The following is a 17,446-nucleotide window of genomic DNA, read 5'->3' on the forward strand; positions in this document are numbered from 1 at the left end:
TGTGTCACATCATATTATCGATAAAATGCAACAGACGATCTTTTACATCTTCCGTTGATCCTTTTAGTGAATCACCATAAACTGAAATTTTCTTTTTTCCAGATTTGATCTTTTTTAATATCCCCATCAAAGAGTCCAAGTCGTTATCCGATAAATGATCGACGATATCTAATAATTTTTCATTGCCATCAAATTTATCGTTCACGAATTTTTTTACTTTTGATCGAGTCGTTAGATGATGAATCTTTTCAATCACTTTACCTGAAACAATAACAGTAGTTGCCACACTAGCAGCAGCTGCGACAGTTAATCCGATCGTTACTTTTGTTGATGTTTTCATAATTATCAGCTCCTTTTATCTAACTTAATCATAGCATAGACAAAAGAATAAACGTACTATTTAACCCCGTTGCCTGAGTCAAAAAAACAAAGAAATTTAGACTAAAATCATTTTCTGTCCCTCATCTACTAGGTAAGTACTGGATATTGGTCAAAACTTCTGGTAAGTTTTCTTCCAACTCCGCCAGCTTGTTCCAGATCAGTGTCATCGTTTCGAAAAATTCATGGGAAGACTTGTCCGAATTCAAACTACCCAAAGCATTTAACCACAATAATTCTAATAAGTAAGGTTCTTTGATTCCGGTTTGTTCTTGTATGTACTCAAAAAATGCACGTTTGAATAAGGAAGCCATATCTAATTCAAATTTGATCACCACACCCCTGATACTTTCATGGATCGAAAAGAATTCTTTTAATAAATGAACAATACTAAAAAAATCATCTACGACATACTCCATCAAGTAACGATCGAAACAAATCGTGATCTCCTCAAGTATTTTTTCTTTTAGTATACGTATCGATTTAAAATGCGCATAGATTGGATAAGTAGAGCAACCACAAAAAGAAGCTAAGCTTCTAGCTGTTATCATCGATATCCCGTTTTCTTCAGCATACACCATACTTTTAAAGAGTAAATACTCTTTACTAAAATTTGTTACTCTTCCCACGGACTCATTCGTCCTTTCATTTGGATTTTATTGACTGATCCTATTCTTGTGTATTCGTTTCCTCATCGATAAAAATAACAAACATAACAGAAACTTGTGCAAGCTTTTCCACAAGGTATAATTGAACACTGATTTGTTCATGACCCATCATACACATCGCTGTTAAAACATAATACTTATGGCTTAATATCAACATAAAAACAAATTTTTTATTTTATACCATCCGTTATAGCTTGACAAATCAAGCAAAGAAATAAACAATAGGATAAATGAATCAATGATGCTTTTTAAATAACGATTATAAAAATAATATTCTAGTATAATGTGAGAATAACATACATTAAAAACACTTTCCACTCACATTTTTTGTCTCGTTCTGGACAACATTAAGATTAAAAAGGAGGACTTCATGTTAATCGATGCTAGAAAAAAGAATTACTTGTTCTCTATACGATCATTCAAAAAGAGACATGTACGCTACAAGAATTAGCTACTACTTTGTCAATTCCAAAAAGAACCATCAAAGAAATCATACGAAAGCTGAATGGAACAATTTTCCAATATTTAAAAATCGCCAATTTTATCCAGTCTACAGCGAAAGGAACGATCCAAACAATCGAGCCAAGTTTAAATGATAAAATGTCTATTTTCTATAGGGTAAAGTTATTCTATCTTCAAGAATCAAATCGATTCAAATTCTTATTATTGCTTTTTAATTATCCAGACGCTCATGTCCCTAAAAAAATCTTACTCGAGCAGCTATATATTTCACCTTCTTATCTTGAAAAACTAAAGAGGCAATTGAATAAAGTATTAGGTCGTTTCCAATTACAACTTGTTTCACGCCAAAATTGCTATATGATCACAGGAAATGAACTTTTTTTAAGAGTCTTTATGTATCATTTTTTCTCAGAATCTTTCCAAGGTATTCAATGGCCTCTAAAAAGTCTGAGATATTCTTCGGTAAAAAAAGAGAAGTTGCTGTCACATGAACTATCAACAAAAACAGCGATCAAACAATATGAAACCAGATTCTTGCTGATGGCCATTTTTATGATTCGGTCGAAGCTGCAACATCTGGACGATCCTACAATGCTATCCACCTATGAAATAATGAGGATCATCTATCAAACAAAAGATTTTTCTGGAGAGTTCAAACAGCACTTTTTTTCAATCTTTCCGCAAAATATCGCAATAAATGAAATCATCATATTTAATTTCCTGCTGTGCTACTTTTTTCCTAATCTAGTTTCGGATCAGCAAAAAACACTTTTTGGTTATGAATTATCTAAAAGCAACCATCCAATTTGCCGAAAAACTTCGCTCTTAGTAAAAAAACTTGCCGATTCCTTTCCTTTTATTCGTACACCAGAAAAAAAATATTATTACGGGTATTTCATCATCATGATGACGTCGTTCATTTTATTGCTAGAAAAGAACGTAGAAGATTTCCAGACACTTTTTTTCCAAAAAAGGCGCCAAGTAAAGCAATTGAAGATAGCCAACTGGAGAAGATAAAAGCACTTATCGAATGTGTCTACTTACATTCCCCCCACAAAGAAATACTTACTGGAAAACTTAGTCAGTTGATTCATACACTTTTACACGCAGAAAAAAAAAAGAACTCTTTATTCATTTTCAAATAAACAAACCATTGACCGGTAATTATTACATAAAAAGTCGATTGAAAAATCTCTTTAATGAGCAATTCCTACATATTACTGAAACTCCAGAAAAGGCAGATTTGATCATCACCGATGAATTTGAGATATTCCAGCAAAATGCTGAAATCTTTTATCTTGATCCACACGATGAGAATGAATCATGGTCCAAACTGATCAACTTGATCAAAAAAATGTATCTCAATTGACATTTTTTAACTACATACTAACTGGATTTATTTACGCATGGAGAAGTACTACATCCAATAGAGCAAGAACAGAGAATACAAAAAAAGCTGTCGATCATAAGAATTCGTAGTTCAAATTCTATGATCGACAGCCAATTTAACTGCTGATTTTGAATGAAAGAAAAGTAAAAAATGATTCTTTTTGTTCCTAATCTCTTCTGTTTCCACCAAAAATCAGGATCAAACGTAACAACTGTAAAAAAGTAGATAAAGCAGCTGCTACATAAGTCAATGCGGCTGCAAACAATACGTGTCTAGCCATCGGTACTTCATCTTCTGCCAAAAGACCGCCTTCACTTAAGATACGGATTGCTCGTCTTGATGCATTGAATTCCACCGGCAATGTGACTAATTGAAACAATAAAGCTAACGAAAAAGCAAATATTCCAATATTGATCAAGGTATCATTCCAGCTTAAAAGTACCCCTACCAAAATCAGTGGAAATGAGATCATTGAGCCAAAGTTCGCAACCGGAACTAATGCCGCTCTGATTTTCAGCGGTGCATAACCGACTGCGTCTTGGACAGCGTGTCCACATTCATGAGCTGCTACACCGATTGCTGCAACAGATGTCGACTGAGCAGTTGCCTGAGATAAACTCAACATCTTATTCCCAGAATTGTAGTTATCTGTTAAATTCCCTGCAATTTGTTGCACTCCAACATCATTGATCTGTTGACTTTGTAAAATGAATTGAGCTGCTTGCGTACCTGTCACGTGATTTTTACTTTGTATTTGATCATATTTTCGAAACGTACTATTGACGTAAGCCGAAGCAATTCCTGATATGATCAGACCAGCTATGACTAATATAAATGTTGGATCAAAGAAACCATACATTCCATATCCATACATGTTGATTTCACTCCTTTTTACTTTACCTTATTTTACCATGAGTAATACGAAAAGAATGTGAAAATAACTTGAGCTTTTTATAGCTTTTTAACAAATTCTGATTTTAACTTCATCGGACCGAAGACATCGACTTTACAGTCAATGTTATGATCGCCTTCAACTAAACGAATATTTTTGACTTTCGTGCCTTGTTTGATTGCTCCTGTAGCGCCTTTGACTTTTAAATCTTTGATCACTGTGACGCTATCCCCTTCTGCCAAACGATTCCCGTTTGCATCAAGTACAACCAATCCTTCTTCTTGTTGATTCGTTTCTTCACTGCTCCATTCATTTGCACATTCTGGACAAATATAAAGCCCTCGATCTTCATAGGTATATTCAGATCCGCATTGCGGACAATTTGGTAATGTCATCTTCTTTCTCCTTTAAAAATAGCGTTAATCCATATTGTAACGGATAGCTCGCAATTTGAAAAGACACATTTGTGATTTTTAACACAATAATGATTTCCTTTACGATTATTGTATCTATCTTATTATCATTCAGAAGCTTTGGACAAAATTATTTGTTGAATGCCCGACACATTTCTTGTATTTCTTGATAGATTTCTGCTACTTCAGTGAGATCTTTCGCATTGGCTCCACTTGCTAATGGATGTCCACCGCCGTGATGACGCTTCGCCAGTTCATTGATAACAGGGCCTTTCGAACGTAGGCGTACACGATAATAGCCTTCTGGTTGTTGAACAAAGATCCCCCATGCTAATACCTCATCGATCACTCCAGGCAATGAGACGATTGCAGCTGTCTCGGAGTCATCAATCGCATACTTCGAAAGGATTTCTTGGGATAAGATCACCTTGCCAGCGCCATGTTCATCAACTTCGATATTTTGATAGATATACCCTGAAAGTTTCGCCACCTTCATAGGCATTTGTTCGATTTCTCGGTTTAGCGCGCTTGCATCAAACGGATAGCTCATTAAGATTGCAGCAATCTCTAGCGTTCTTGAGGTAGTAGCTGGATATAAGAAACGTCCAGTATCCCCTACGATTCCTGCATAAAGAAGACGGGCTGCTTGCGCATTGATTTTTAGCTCATCTGGGAATAGCAACGCAAACTCAGCAATCATTTCACTGCAACTGCTTGCATCCCTATTGACCCAGACCAAATCTCCGTAAGGCTCATCATTTGGATGATGATCGATCTTTATCAGTTTATCGCCAAGATCATAGCGTTTATCACTGATTCTAGGGGAATTTGCTGTATCTGTCACGATCACCAATGCATTTTGATACACCTGATCTTCTATCGTCTCCATCTCTGCTAAAAAACGAAGCCCCTCAACTGTTTCACCCACTTGATAAATCTCTTTGGTTGGAAAGCTTTCTCGTAAAATTTCTGCTAACCCAACTTGAGAGCCTAACGCATCTGGGTCAGGGCGTTGATGCCGATGGATGATGATTCGATCATATTTTTTTATTTCTGTTATTATTTCTGATTGGATAGACATTTTTTTCCTGCTTTCTAAGAACGTTCCATTACTTGACACACCACAATAGCTTTTGAAACGATCGTATTTTCAATGTATACTTCGATATCTAGTTTGGCAGATCTTCTGCCTATTTCTAATACTCGAGGACGTATATCTAGCTCGCTTTCTAATTGGATCAAACGTAGGTAATGCAGATTTGCTTGTTCGATCAAAATGTTTCTTCGCTGATTCATCACCATTGTTTTTTGTGCGACATCTGCAAGGATCTCACTCAAAACACCAAAGGAAATCGTACCGACGCCGTTGACCATTTGTGGGGTCACGACAAACTTGAATTTAGGATTCTCTAAACGATTTCCTTCTTTATCCACATCGATTGTTTGGATGCTGCCAGAAATCTGATCAGAGATCGTATCTGCGATTTGCGGCTGTCTTTGGACGAGCTGCATAGCTTTCATTACATCCTGACGAGTGATTACTCCTTCAAGAGTCAAATCATCTGACACTACTGGCATCACTTCCAAGCCATCCCAGATCATTTGATGGCTGACTGAAGCGACACTCATCGTTTTTTTGACACTGATCGGTTCTTTCGTCATGACACGATCAATAAATTGAGTAGCTGATTTTCCTAACACATCTTTTGCTGTGATGATTCCCATCAGACGCATATGACGATTCACTACAGGAAATCGTGAATGCTGTGTTTCTTCTGATAATTTCTGATAATCAGCAATTGTATCTGTTTGAAATAAGTAGTGTGTTTTTTCTGCTGACATATAAATATCACTGACTAGCATGATATCTTTTTTGATTAACTGATCACTCAATGCACGGTTGATCATTGTCGCAACTGTAAACGTGTCATAACTTGTTCGCAGGATTGGCATAGCTAATTCATCTGCTAACTGTGCGATTTCAGGAGTTGTATCAAAACCACCTGTGATAAGTACTGCTGCACCATCCTCTAAAGCAAGCTTTTGCACTTCTGCTCTGTTCCCTACGATCATCAACGATCCGGGAGTGATATAGCGTTCCATTGCATGCTTTGTCATTGCGCCGATCACAAATTTGTTCAGTACTTTATCAAGCCCAGAGGCACCACCTAACACATCTCCTTCAATGATCCGTACAACTTCACCGAACGTCAAACGCTCGATATGTTTTTTTAATTTCCGCTCGATCCGAATCGTACCAACGCGTTGGATGGTCGAGACTAAACCAACATTTTCCGCATCTTTGATTGCTCGATAGGCAGTACCTTCGCTGACACTCAGTTCTTTTGCAATACTTCTTACTGAAATACGATTTCCTACTGGCAAACTTTCAATATATTCTAAAATTAAATCATGCTTCGTCGCCATAACTACCCCTACACTTCTAGCGTTTCAGATACGCTCATTATTTTTCCTTCGTTTTCCGTCAATAAATTGATAAATACTTGTGGATCTTGTTCGATCACTGGGAATGTATTGTAGTGGATAGGTACGACCAATTTAGCACCGATCCGTTTAGCTGCTCTCGCCGCATCTTCCGGCCCCATCGTGTAGTTATCTCCAATCGGCAAAAATGCAACATCAATCGAAAATTGTTCTTTTAGCAACGCAAGGTCACTGAAATCAGCTGTATCTCCAGCATGATAGATCGTTTTTCCTTCAGCTTGGATAACAATTCCGCTAGGTTCTCCCATATATTGCAGAATACCATCAACTTCATAGCTCGAACTATGTTGTGCAGGTACGAATTTTACTGTACCAAAGGGAAACGTGTATTTACCGCCGATATTCATCCCATGTCCTTTTACCCCACGACTTTGTGCATAATCTGCGATCTCAACAATACTTATGATCGTGGCATCGTTTTTCTCAGCAATCGGGATCATATCTCCTATATGGTCACTATGTCCATGAGTAACTAAGATCCAATCTGTGTTAACTTTTTCCACTGTTAAATCCGTCTTGCTGTTTCCTGTAATGAAAGGATCGATGATCAGCCGTTGTCCGTCAGCCATTTCTACGGTTAAGCAAGAATGGCCGTGATAAGTAATTTTCATTTTTTCCACTCCCAACACTTTTTATTATGAATAGTAAAACGATTTCACTTTCAGAAATCTATCTAAATAATAGTACAGTATATACGAAATCATTGTAACAGATAATACAGTTTGCACCAAGTCCAAAGTCAATTTCAGCCGCTAAAAACAATTTAAACCAGATCTGCATAGATTGGTTGGACGATTGTTTCAAAGTCTTTTCTAGCAATTTTGATGCTCCTACCGATTTCACCACTCGACATGACTAACTCATTTTGCTCTTTCAATGTGTTGTCCGCCAGAAAAAGATAGTCTGGATGCTCTTTATGGATGCCGATTGGCGTATTTGCTCCGTGAGGATAGCCAGTATAAGCCATCACGTAGTCCATACCGGGAAAACCAACTTTATGATCTTTAGACACTTTTCGCGTTTTTTTATAATCCAAGTGTGCAGCTAAAGGAACAATTGCAATGATCACACCTGTTTTATCACCTTTTAAAACCAATGTCTTGCAGACAAGCTTTGGGTCGATCTTTTGAGCTTGTAATACCGCCTCAAAATTTTCTAAATCTTCTTTTCTAGAATCAATAGGTTGATAGCGTACTCCTAAGTCATCCAAATAGTTTTCTACTTTTGTTTTTTCCATTTACTTTTTCTCTCCTATCTCTTTAAGTAACTTCATTCTCATCTTATCATCAACTATAAAAATAAACGGTATGGAAAATCCTTCTCACTGTGGAGAAAAATTTCCATACCATTGTTGATTATGCTTATTTTTTACCTCTACGTTGAGTAGCTTCCATGATCACTGGCAAGATGACAGGACGTCGTTTGGTTTGTTCGAACAAATAGCGTCCAAGCTGATCTCTAATATCTTGTTTGAGTTTACTCCATTCAAAATCATTGCTTTCTAAATGTTTCCCAACGATTTCTTCGATCATATTGCTGCTTTCTTTCATCAAATCACGACTCGCTTTTACATAGACAAACCCACGTGATGTAATTTGCGGTTTTGAGATGATTTTCTTCTCACGGCGACTGATCGTAACGACTGCCACGAAAATTCCATCTTCTGACAGGATCTTTCGATCACGTAATACGATATTTCCGATATCACCAATACCTAGTCCATCGATCATGACATTCTCAGCGCTGATTGTCCCAGCAACACTCATCCGCTTATTTTTATATTCTAAGACATCGCCACGCCCTGTAATATAGATATTTTTATATGGGATTCCAACAGCGTGGGCTAAATCAGCATGTGCAGCCAATTCACGATATTCTCCTTGAACGGGAATAAAATAAGTTGGCTTCATAAAGTTCAGCATCAGCTGTAAGTCATTAGGATTCGCATGGCCAGATACCCGCATATTCTCAGAAATAAGTTTCACCGATCCGCCAGCTCGATAGATCATATCTTCCGTTTTAGCGACCATTGTTTCCATTGCGATGCTAGGAGTGGTTGTAATATAGACCAAATCGCCTTCTTCGATCTTGATGTTACGGTGCGTACCGTTTGCCATTTTTTGTAAAGACTTGATAGGTTCACCCATGCGACCTGTTTCTAGGATGATCAGCTCTTCTGGTTTATATTTTTTCATATCTTTCAACGTAACAAGTAGATCTTCACTAGGAAGTTGGAGTTTTTCTAAGCGCATCGCTGTCCGAATGATCCGTTCAAAATCTTGACCAGTCAACACCACTTTTCGTTGCGCTTTTTCTGCTGCATCCAACACTTGTTGAACTCTTTGCAAGTTACTTGCTACGCAAGCGACAATAATTCTGCCTTCCCAATACTTGATCGTATCGAACACTTCATCTGCAATCTGCAATTCAGATGCAACCGGTACTGGGTTTTCTGCATTTGCTGACTCACTAAGCAAAGCAAGAACCCCTTCTTTACCAATCTCAGCTAGACGGGCATAATCTGTTTGATACATCGGGATCGCTGTCTGATCGAATTTGAAATCCCCTGTGTAGACGATGCTGCCTTCTTTTGTTTTCAAGTTGATACCTATTGAATCAGGGATCGTGTGTGTTGTACGGAAGAAACTGACGATTGTTTCACCAAAATCGATTTCTGTGTGTTCATCTACTACATGAAAATCTTTGAATCCTTTTGCGGCATCATTCCGACTGACACTCAATTTTGCTAACTCGATCGTTAGCTCTGTACCAAAAACAGGAACAGATAACTTCGATAATAAATAAGGTAGTGCTCCGATTGCGTCCGCATGTCCATGTGTCAAAAAGACACCAGCTACACGATCGATATTTTCTTCCAAATACGTAAAATCAGGAATGACGACATCGATTCCTAACAATTCGTTTTCAGGATATTTTAGACCGCAGTCTAACACAAAAATGTCTTCTCCCACTTCAGCGATATACATGTTTTTTCCATTTTCACGTACGCCGCCTAAAGGAATAATTTTAATGGTACTCACAAATTTCACCTCTTCTTATGATGTCCAAGTTTAAAGACATCGATTCTCTTCTTTAACTAAATACGTGATTCATTTTAATGAAATACTTGCAAAATTTTTTTGCTCTTCATAGTAGCAATTAGCTGACAGCTGACTCGTTTTGATCCCTGCCACTTTTTTGAACAAGTTCCATCGAATAAATGAATCTTTTATATTTGTAAACACAAAAGCTGATCTTATCCTTATCAGCTATTCCCCACTATTATACAACAATTTACTCAAATCGCTAGTATCAGCCATTTTGTTTAATGTGAACCATTTGTTGCTCCTTTGATTGGGGGTAGAAAGAAGATAATAGGCTGAACCTTCTTGGTCTCCTTTCCCACATCATCCGTTACGAATATACTCCGTCCATTTTAACATATTTTCGGAAATAACTATAGTCAGATTTTCTAAGTTGTAAAAATCACTGCATAGAATAACAAAAGGGTTTAAGTTCTATTTAAGGTGACTTTCCTACACTCGTTCTTGTAACTATTAGGAGGGATACATACGATGAATTTTATGAAACGCGCACTAAAAAGTACCAAAGTAAAATGGGGACATTCTTTATTGTTATTCGCAGTCTTTACTGCCATTCTTATTTTTGTACTGGCAGGTTTGACGATTCGAAGTTCGGCTGAACAAGCAGCAAAACAAGCACAAAAAGATGTTGGTGCGACTGTCACATTAAGCGCCAATCGTCAGTCAGCTTTCCAAAAACAAGAGGAGAATTCTACTAGTGATTCCTCATCAAGTGAGCGTCCAGATCCTGGCAGTTTTTCACTCACTCCTGTTTCATTGAGTGACGCAGAAAAAATAGCCAAACTCAGTAATGTGAAAAGCTATTCTTTTGAAAGTTCTGCTTCTGCCCTTGCCAAGAGCGGGATCACCGCTATTTCCAGCTCTGAGTCTTCAAGTGATTCACAAAGTACTGATTCAAACAATACAAACGCTCCTGGCGGCATGGGTGGCGGACCACAAATGATGCAAGCAGATTTTCAGATCAGCGGTGTATCAGCTACTAGTCAAAATAGTAATTTTACAGATGGAACAGCAAAAATCACAGACGGTGAAGGAATAACCGCAAGTGATAAAGGAACGAACAATGTTGTCCTTGATTCCACATTAGCTGAGGCAAATGATCTATCTGTTGGAGATACCTTTAAAATCACCAGTTCCAAAGATGAAGACACTGTATATGAAATGACGGTCAAAGGAATCTACGAATCGACTGCTACAACTAGTAGTATGGGAATGAATTTTAGTTTTATGAATCCCTCCAATACACTTTATACCTCTTATACATTTGCGAATGAACTAAACGGTACCACAGATGATGATACAGTTGACTCAGCTGTTTACACTTTGACTGATCCGGATGAAATGGCTGATTTTATTTCAGAGGCAAAAAAATTGATCGACACAGATACGTTCAGTCTACAATCCAATGATGCGTTATATCAATCCATGCTTGAACCGTTGAACAATGTTGCAAGTTTCTCTAAAAATGTTGTCTTGCTAGTAGCCGTTGCAGGTGTCATCATCTTGACATTAATTATTATGATCACGATTCGCGAGCGCCGACACGAATTAGGTGTCTTGCTCTCTTTGGGAGAATCTCGAATGAAGATCATCCTACAATTGTTTATTGAAGTAGCGTTATGTATGATCCTAGCCCTCGGTGTGGCTTCGATCAGTGGTAATGTTGTAGCCAATGCAGTAGGTCAGCAGCTTTTAGAACAACAGACAGAAAATACCTCTCAAAATCAGGGACAAACAGCCCCTGGTCAAATGCCCGATGGTAATGCCAAAGCTCCTGATGGACAGAGAAACAGAAGCAACAATAATCCGTTTGAAGTTTCCCAACAAGTAAAAGAACTCGAAATCAGTGTTCAGCCTGCACAATTAGGTCTTCTCGCCGGTGTAGCATTCGGTATCAGCTTACTCTCTGTTTTTCTCGCATCAATAGGAATTTTGCGATTAAATCCAAGAAAGATTTTACTAAACTAAAGGAGGAATTCGATGTTACGAACAGAACAATTAGGTTTTTGGTATCAAAATCCAGAGGAAGCACTTTATAAAGATGTCAATTTATCATTTGAAACAGGAAAGATGTACGCTATTTTAGGTGCGAGCGGTTCTGGAAAAACGACCTTTCTCTCTTTGATTTCAGGACTCGATCAACCGAAAGAAGGAAAAGTATACTACGAAGAACAGTCATTAGCGAAAATCGGCTTACGGAATTACCGCAAAAATGATGTATCAATTATTTTTCAGGCCTATAACTTATTGCCGTATCTTTCAGCCGTTGATAATGTGATCGTCGCTATGGAAATCTCAAATGCCAAACATAAAGAGTATCGCCGAATAGCTTTGGAACGTTTAGCGAGAGTAGGTATCGATGAAACTCTTGCAAAAAAACAAGTAACGAAATTATCTGGCGGTCAGCAACAGCGTGTGGCAATCGTCCGTGCTATCTGTTGCGAGCATCAATTGATCGTCGCCGATGAGCCTACTGGAAACCTTGATGAAGTATCTTCGCAAGAGATTGTCCGCTTATTCCAAGAAATCGCTCATGAACAAAATCGCTGTATCATCATTGTGACTCATGAATTAGAAGTTGCAAAAAGCTGTGATGAAATCTATGAATTAAAAAATAAAGAATTTGCTAAAATCATCCTTGATTCGCCAGAATAACTTTTTTGATCTGACATACCAAAGAGGTTGGGACAGAAGTGTTTAACTCCGAGAAAATAAGAAGAAATTAACGAAAATTGCTTTTCAAATTTTTGTGAATTTCGGCTTATTTAAGAAGGAGTTGCTTCTGCTCCCACCGTTTATTCGTTTTTAAAGAATAAAACAAAAGTATTCCTTAATTTTGTCTCACGCTTTGAAGGTAACTAAATGAATGTGGGATAAATCTAACAATCAGGTTTGCTACAGACTCTCGAATAAACGGCATCCAAAAGTCAATTTTTTTGGAAATTTCAAACCAAAACGACTTTTGTCTCGACCTCATACTCTGAAGGCAAATAAACGGTTGGAACAGGAGTTGCTCCTGTTCCAACCGTTCTTTGTACTTACTGAGTCAGGTATCATTTTATCATCGTGTACTATTGGGAACTCCACACGATAAACATCGATACTTATTTGCGGTGATCATCTTTTTTGGAGAATTTTTCTTTGACATCTTCAAAGCCTTCTTTGATGTCATCGCCGAGGTCACGTGCTTTTCCTTTGATATCGGCACCTAAAGATTGAGCTTTGCCTTCTGTTTCTTTGCTCTTATCATTAGTAGCTTTACCGTATGCTTCTTTTCCTTCACCGACTACTTTATCTTTTGTATCTTCTGTACGACCTTTTAAATCTGCCATTCTAATTCCTCCCTTGATTTTCATCTCTTACTATTATCAGAGTATCATCAACTATAGAAACAGACAAACAGAATGCTTGGACACCCTAGATCGTTTTTTCAAATGTCCCCCAAACTTTGACTTCCTGCTCTTTCACCATTATCTGTCCTTTGGCGATCACTGAATCAATCGTTAGTGTTTCCTTATCAAGGATACATAGATCAGCATCATTTCCGACTTGTATTTGCCCTTTGCCTTCAAGCTTTAGAATGCGCGCTGGGTTAGTTGTGATAGCTCGAAGTGCGATTTCCAATGGAATATTTTCCTTTTGGACGGCTTCTTTGATACCAACTAATAATGATTTTGCACTACCAACACCCATCCCGATAAAATGGTTATTTTCATCAAAATAAGGCAGGCTTCCTTGACCATCGGAAGTCATCGTAAAATTATCAAGTGCAACACCCGCATCTAATAATTGTTTCAATGCTTTACTAAAACGGACTTCTCCATCTGTTTTTTCCCAAAAATCAGGATCTTCGCTTGCAGTGAAATCGATAGTACCGCCATTTTTAGCAAATTCAATACATGCATCAAGTAATTCCTGTGTGCGATTCGCATGGGTTGGTAAAAATTGTGAAATGGGAATTTCTGTTTCTTCTACTACTTTTTTCAATAGTTCAAGTTTCCTTGTTCCTCCACCTAGATGGACATTCACGATTCCAGCTTTACCTGATAACATCCCACCCACACGTGCATCAGCAGTGGCACGAGCAAATTCTTCAAAAGTTGGCTGAGAAGAACGGTGATCAGAAACAGCAATTTCACCGATTCCGATTATTTTATCGATTGTCAAAAAATCTTTGATGATCGAATCAGTGACAGTTTTGACAGGTAATCGATACGAGCCTTCATATACAAAAGTAGTGATCCCTTCTGCTTCTAAGCCTTTCGCTTTACTAATGAGCGCTGTCATATCCCGCCCTTCACCATCTGTTCCTAAACAGCCGACCACAGTAGTCACACCAGCTGATGTCAATTGACTCAACGTGACTTCTGGCGTGCGATTTTGAAAGCCTCCTTCACCACCACCACCTAGGATATGGAAATGACAGTCGATAAATCCCGGTGTCAACAGTTTCCCTTCCCCAGAAATTTCTTCCACTTCTAACTCAGAGTAACCACCTGTAATGTTTTCCTCTAGTGCAATGATCTTATTTCCTGCAAGTAAAACATCTAATTTTCCTAAATAATCTGGTGCGTATACTTCAATTTGTCGAATAAGTTTCATTTTTTTCTTCCTTTCTTATAAAAAAGCAACTGCACCTGCTATAGGTCCAGCTGCTTTTTTGTTCTTCTATTCTTTTATTGTAAACCAATGGCTATCGCGATCATAATAAAAATCGTTCCCAGTACAAAGAAAAATCCTTGCATTTTTATCTGGAATTTTGCCCATTTAGCCCATTCGATACGTGCCACACCTAGTACCCCAATCAAACTTGCTGATACTGGTGTAAAAGCATCCATGAACCCTGAACCTAATTGGTAAGCTAAGACAGCTACTTGGCGTGAAACACCAACTAAATCCGCTAACGGTGCCATGATCGGCATCGTCAACGCTGCTTGTCCTGAATTTGATGTAACGACTAAATTGAAGAGACTTTGGAAGATGTACATCGCCCAAGCGCCAATCACTGCCGGCACACCTGATAATAGTGAACCAATACTGTGTAAGATCGTATTCAATGCAGAAGGCACAGATGCATCTGAACCACCTAATACTAATAAGATCCCTTTCGCCATCCCTACAACAACTGCAGTTCCAGCTAAATCTGCCGCTCCGGATTGGAAAGAAGAAGCGATATCATTGACTTTCATATCATCAAGTTTGAAAATCACAGCAATGATCCCAGCTGCCAATCCCATCACAAAGAACTGAGATGCAATTTCTGGAATATAGTAGCCTTTCTGGGTAACGCCCCAAACGATCCAAACTAATACAGCCAACATTTCAACTAAGATCAACTTATGTCCTAAGGTAAATGCTTTTCGCTCATCCGTTGTTTTCTTCAAATGACTTCTGAAATATTCATCTGATTTATATGTTACAGAACTTTCGGGATTTTTACGAACTTTCTCTCCGTAGATCATCAAATACCCTGCAGATAACGCCGTAACGACAATCCACATGATCAAACGGAACGTGGCACCAGATAGTACTGGTATTCCCGCAATCCCTTGCGCTACTGCTACACTGAATGGACTCATCCAAGAGGTAGCATTACCAACTTGAGATGCTACGTAAGTCACCGTAACTGCAACGATCGAATCATACCCGAGAGCAATGACAAAGGGAACCATTACCATAGAAAATGGGATTACCTCTTCTGCCATCCCGAATGTTGCGCCTCCAAATGAAAAAGCGAAAAATAATAACGGTAAAGCAAGGCGCTCTAATCCTTTTGTTTTACTGATAAAAGCATAGATACCTGCATCAATAGCGCCGGTACGCATGATGATCCCAAACGCTCCCCCGACAACAAGAATCAAGGCTACGATCCCAACTGCAGAACCATACTTATCGCCAGAAACTAGACCTTCAAAAACAAAATTCAAAAAGCCGAATCCACCAAAATCATCGGTTCCCCAAATCTTCGCTGTTTTATGGAGTTTCTTGGAAGTATCATAAATGCTTTCTCCATATTGGTCATATAACACATCGTCCGTTAGAGAAATTTTGTCAAGTTTCTCTTGTGACAGATTTTTTTCTCCCTCAGAAATAACCTCTTCTAAGCCTTTTTCTGGAACATCTAGTTTTTCTCTTTGTGACGGGTTATCTTGTAAGTCCTCCAACTGGTCAAACACATAAGACTTGTCTAATTCATATGCATAACGGAATGAATCTTGTCGCAACACCGTCCGTGTACTAGTTTCTCCGTTTGCATCTTTATATTCAATGTCTTGTGTACTGAATTTTCCTGCTGGAACAAGAAATGTTAGTATCCATGCAAATATAACAACGCCAAAAATAATGACATACGTATGCGGAGTCGTCATTTTTGTAAGATCTCTTTTAGGTTTTCCCGAAGAAATTTTTTTCTTCAAAAGCAATTCTTCCTTTCTGTTTACAAATTTAATGAATAAAAAATGGATAAGCAACTAGATTATACAGTAAAAATATACTTGAGACATGAATTATCCATTAAAAAAATTTTTTTCTTTTGACTAAATAAAAATCTCCTAATAGTCATCAAAATATATCTAGTTAAGAAAAATAGGTATATTTTATAATTAATCTTCGATTAAAAAAATTTTCTATCTTTCATCTTTTGTAAAAAGTTGATCCATTTTTCTCATCATATGTAGATAACTGCTATTTATTCATTCCCTGATATTTCCAAATATATATTCATGTTTTCTGCTATTTTTTTTCGTGGAAAACGTTCTCTGCATAAATAAGGTCCTTTATTTAAGACTTTTTTTCATTCAATAGATAAACTTCATTGCAATAATCATAACTAATGTACTATAATTGCAGTGTAAAGAGTTTTGGGGAAGACTCTTTCATCAACGTGTATTAAGAGACAAGAAAGAATTCGCAAGAATTCTTTCTTGTCTCTTTTTAACTATATTTTCCATTTACCGTTTCAGTTGGCAGACTGTAAAATAGATTATTTGTTGAAGCAACAACATTGTAGCAATCGAGGCACCGCCGCAAATTTCAGAATCAACATTTGGCAAAGTCAAGACACCATCATTCATCTTTGCATGGTTGTCTAATACCAAATCTGCAAACTCGAATAATCGTAATCCACTACTGTGATGTGACTTGATACTTCGGGATAGATCAAATCCCGTGACAACGATCAATGTGTAGTCATTGTCTTTGATCCACTGTGCTAATTCTATTATACTGGGATTTCTGCCTTCATTTGAAAGAAGCAAAAAGATATCTTCCGATTGTGTAGTAAGTTGCTCAATGATTGCTGTACCTGTTCCTTCTATTTCTTCATATATTCCATTTGCTGGATTTTTTATTAATGTTCCTGGGATCGATTCTGGCAGCTGTTCCCAAAATTCAAAAGCCACACCGCTAAGTGATCGACTAGCAAATATCTGTAATTTTCCACCCAAAGAGATTTGCTGAGCTATCCATCTTCCGGCTTGTGCCATGAGCGGTTCTTCGATTCTTAATTTCTTTTCCAATTGATTATAGTAATCAAAGTAGCGTAAACCCATCTGTTTCTCCTACCTTTACATTCGCGACAGAAACAGCTTCCTAATTTTAAGTGAGATAGAAACAGAAAATGACTAGTTTGTGGT

17 protein-coding genes are annotated in these 17,446 nt (G+C 37.8%); 3 read left to right on the top strand and 14 right to left on the bottom strand.

The genetic code is table 11. The features are described 5' to 3' along the window. Positions 1 to 4: 4 nt before the first annotated feature. The 3 genes from ED2_RS01320 to ED2_RS15575 form a co-directional block, all read right to left on the bottom strand. Positions 5 to 340, bottom strand: coding sequence for a hypothetical protein (locus ED2_RS01320; RefSeq protein WP_016177727.1), 336 nt, complete (start codon positions 338 to 340; stop codon positions 5 to 7). Positions 341 to 461: 121 nt separating this feature from the next. Continuing rightward, positions 462 to 1,007 carry a hypothetical protein gene (locus tag ED2_RS01325; protein ID WP_005876691.1) on the bottom strand — a complete coding sequence of 182 codons (546 nt, stop codon included), beginning with the start codon at positions 1,005 to 1,007 and terminating at the stop codon, positions 462 to 464. A gap of 40 nt (positions 1,008 to 1,047) precedes the next feature. Continuing rightward, positions 1,048 to 1,203 carry a hypothetical protein gene (locus tag ED2_RS15575; RefSeq protein WP_164703915.1) on the bottom strand — a complete coding sequence of 52 codons (156 nt, stop codon included), beginning with the start codon at positions 1,201 to 1,203 and terminating at the stop codon, positions 1,048 to 1,050. Between the two features lie 302 nt (positions 1,204 to 1,505). Here ED2_RS15575 and ED2_RS01330 point away from each other — a divergent pair, with 302 nt between their 5' ends. Beyond that, a complete protein-coding gene (locus ED2_RS01330; protein ID WP_016177726.1) occupies positions 1,506 to 2,525 on the top strand; it encodes a helix-turn-helix domain-containing protein in 1,020 nt (339 codons plus the stop codon). A gap of 539 nt (positions 2,526 to 3,064) precedes the next feature. Here the strand turns inward: ED2_RS01330 and ED2_RS01340 are convergent. The 7 genes from ED2_RS01340 to ED2_RS01370 form a co-directional block, all read right to left on the bottom strand. Next, on the bottom strand, positions 3,065 to 3,772 hold the full coding sequence (locus ED2_RS01340) for a zinc metallopeptidase (protein ID WP_005876685.1): 708 nt from the start codon (positions 3,770 to 3,772) through the stop codon (positions 3,065 to 3,067). Positions 3,773 to 3,849: 77 nt separating this feature from the next. Then, complete coding sequence (locus ED2_RS01345) at positions 3,850 to 4,185, bottom strand: zinc ribbon domain-containing protein YjdM (RefSeq protein WP_005876683.1); 336 nt, start codon at positions 4,183 to 4,185, stop codon at positions 3,850 to 3,852. A 148-nt stretch (positions 4,186 to 4,333) separates the two neighbouring features. After that, a complete protein-coding gene (locus ED2_RS01350) occupies positions 4,334 to 5,284 on the bottom strand; it encodes a DHH family phosphoesterase (protein WP_016177725.1) in 951 nt (316 codons plus the stop codon). A 14-nt stretch (positions 5,285 to 5,298) separates the two neighbouring features. Next, positions 5,299 to 6,630 carry a DRTGG domain-containing protein gene (locus tag ED2_RS01355; RefSeq protein ID WP_060789676.1) on the bottom strand — a complete coding sequence of 444 codons (1,332 nt, stop codon included), beginning with the start codon at positions 6,628 to 6,630 and terminating at the stop codon, positions 5,299 to 5,301. A gap of 8 nt (positions 6,631 to 6,638) precedes the next feature. Beyond that, positions 6,639 to 7,319 (bottom strand): metal-dependent hydrolase, encoded by a 681-nt coding sequence (locus ED2_RS01360; protein ID WP_016177724.1) that lies wholly within the window; start codon positions 7,317 to 7,319, stop codon positions 6,639 to 6,641. A gap of 152 nt (positions 7,320 to 7,471) precedes the next feature. Beyond that, positions 7,472 to 7,945, bottom strand: a complete 474-nt coding sequence (locus ED2_RS01365) for a YbaK/EbsC family protein (protein WP_005876676.1) — start codon at positions 7,943 to 7,945, stop codon at positions 7,472 to 7,474. Positions 7,946 to 8,069: 124 nt separating this feature from the next. Continuing rightward, a complete protein-coding gene (locus ED2_RS01370) occupies positions 8,070 to 9,749 on the bottom strand; it encodes a ribonuclease J (protein ID WP_005876674.1) in 1,680 nt (559 codons plus the stop codon). Positions 9,750 to 10,283: 534 nt separating this feature from the next. Between ED2_RS01370 and ED2_RS01375 the strand changes: the two genes are divergently transcribed. Together ED2_RS01375 and ED2_RS01380 are read left to right on the top strand one after the other, a co-directional pair. Continuing rightward, the gene (locus tag ED2_RS01375; RefSeq protein WP_016177723.1) at positions 10,284 to 11,780 is read left to right on the top strand and encodes an ABC transporter permease; all 1,497 of its coding nucleotides are present in this window, start codon (positions 10,284 to 10,286) and stop codon (positions 11,778 to 11,780) included. A 12-nt stretch (positions 11,781 to 11,792) separates the two neighbouring features. Further along, positions 11,793 to 12,467: an ABC transporter ATP-binding protein gene (locus tag ED2_RS01380; protein WP_016177722.1), complete on the top strand. Its 675-nt coding sequence runs from the start codon at positions 11,793 to 11,795 to the stop codon at positions 12,465 to 12,467. A gap of 449 nt (positions 12,468 to 12,916) precedes the next feature. Here the strand turns inward: ED2_RS01380 and ED2_RS01385 are convergent, their stop codons facing one another. The 4 genes from ED2_RS01385 to ED2_RS01400 all read right to left on the bottom strand — a co-directional run bounded on the left by ED2_RS01385 (position 12,917) and on the right by ED2_RS01400 (position 17,362). Then, positions 12,917 to 13,144 (bottom strand): CsbD family protein, encoded by a 228-nt coding sequence (locus ED2_RS01385; protein WP_005876667.1) that lies wholly within the window; start codon positions 13,142 to 13,144, stop codon positions 12,917 to 12,919. Between the two features lie 85 nt (positions 13,145 to 13,229). Beyond that, positions 13,230 to 14,414, bottom strand: coding sequence for a beta-aspartyl-peptidase (gene iadA / locus ED2_RS01390; RefSeq protein WP_005876664.1), 1,185 nt, complete (start codon positions 14,412 to 14,414; stop codon positions 13,230 to 13,232). 74 nt (positions 14,415 to 14,488) lie between these two features. After that, positions 14,489 to 16,228: a putative basic amino acid antiporter YfcC gene (gene yfcC / locus ED2_RS01395; RefSeq protein ID WP_005876662.1), complete on the bottom strand. Its 1,740-nt coding sequence runs from the start codon at positions 16,226 to 16,228 to the stop codon at positions 14,489 to 14,491. Between the two features lie 534 nt (positions 16,229 to 16,762). Continuing rightward, entirely contained in the window at positions 16,763 to 17,362 is a 600-nt protein-coding gene (locus ED2_RS01400) for an SIS domain-containing protein (RefSeq protein ID WP_005876661.1), read from the bottom strand. Positions 17,363 to 17,446: the final 84 nt, after the last annotated feature.

Origin of the sequence: Enterococcus durans NBRC 100479 = LMG 10746, assembly GCF_001544215.1 — a bacterium.
In the GTDB taxonomy this organism is placed as follows: domain Bacteria; phylum Bacillota; class Bacilli; order Lactobacillales; family Enterococcaceae; genus Enterococcus_B; species Enterococcus_B durans.

What these genes read in the sequence shown, in the direction of transcription:
- ED2_RS15575 (WP_164703915.1), bottom strand. Translation starts at nt 1,203, where the DNA reads ATGTTGATATTAAGCCATAAGTATTATGTTTTAACAGCGATGTGTATG.
- iadA (WP_005876664.1), bottom strand. Translation starts at nt 14,414, where the DNA reads ATGAAACTTATTCGACAAATTGAAGTATACGCACCAGATTATTTAGGA.
- ED2_RS01360 (WP_016177724.1), bottom strand. Translation starts at nt 7,319, where the DNA reads ATGAAAATTACTTATCACGGCCATTCTTGCTTAACCGTAGAAATGGCT.
- ED2_RS01340 (WP_005876685.1), bottom strand. Translation starts at nt 3,772, where the DNA reads ATGTATGGATATGGAATGTATGGTTTCTTTGATCCAACATTTATATTA.
- ED2_RS01350 (WP_016177725.1), bottom strand. Translation starts at nt 5,284, where the DNA reads ATGTCTATCCAATCAGAAATAATAACAGAAATAAAAAAATATGATCGA.
- ED2_RS01375 (WP_016177723.1), top strand. Translation starts at nt 10,284, where the DNA reads ATGAATTTTATGAAACGCGCACTAAAAAGTACCAAAGTAAAATGGGGA.
- ED2_RS01365 (WP_005876676.1), bottom strand. Translation starts at nt 7,945, where the DNA reads ATGGAAAAAACAAAAGTAGAAAACTATTTGGATGACTTAGGAGTACGC.
- ED2_RS01355 (WP_060789676.1), bottom strand. Translation starts at nt 6,630, where the DNA reads ATGGCGACGAAGCATGATTTAATTTTAGAATATATTGAAAGTTTGCCA.
- ED2_RS01320 (WP_016177727.1), bottom strand. Translation starts at nt 340, where the DNA reads ATGAAAACATCAACAAAAGTAACGATCGGATTAACTGTCGCAGCTGCT.
- ED2_RS01345 (WP_005876683.1), bottom strand. Translation starts at nt 4,185, where the DNA reads ATGACATTACCAAATTGTCCGCAATGCGGATCTGAATATACCTATGAA.
- ED2_RS01385 (WP_005876667.1), bottom strand. Translation starts at nt 13,144, where the DNA reads ATGGCAGATTTAAAAGGTCGTACAGAAGATACAAAAGATAAAGTAGTC.
- ED2_RS01380 (WP_016177722.1), top strand. Translation starts at nt 11,793, where the DNA reads ATGTTACGAACAGAACAATTAGGTTTTTGGTATCAAAATCCAGAGGAA.
- ED2_RS01400 (WP_005876661.1), bottom strand. Translation starts at nt 17,362, where the DNA reads ATGGGTTTACGCTACTTTGATTACTATAATCAATTGGAAAAGAAATTA.